The organism is Salicola sp. AFF1, from assembly GCF_056783195.1.
Genome location: NZ_JBXAYL010000245.1, coordinates 1 through 236, shown reverse-complemented (window position 1 = coordinate 236; position 236 = coordinate 1). Strand labels below are relative to the sequence as shown.

The 236-nt window shown below is 68.6% G+C and carries 1 protein-coding gene; it reads left to right on the top strand.

The window, feature by feature from the left end:
* Nucleotides 1–236: cation efflux transmembrane domain-containing protein (locus AC1RQI_RS17525; protein ID WP_481905882.1), on the top strand; the 236-nt coding region annotated here is incomplete at both ends.

Genomic DNA, 236 nt, shown 5'->3' with positions numbered 1-236 from the left:
CTCAGCGTCGCGGCCTCGCTGGCGGACAATGCGCTGGATGTGATGGTTTCAGTCGCGGCGCTGGCGGCGATCAACTATGCCGCGCGTCCGGCCGATGACGACCACAGCTTTGGCCATTCCTCGGCCGAGGATCTGTCGGCACTGGCGCAATCGGCGCTGGTGCTGGTGTCTGCCGTGATGATCGGAGTGCTGGCAGGGCTGCGCCTGCTGGCGCGCGAACCCGCGCCGGTCAGGGC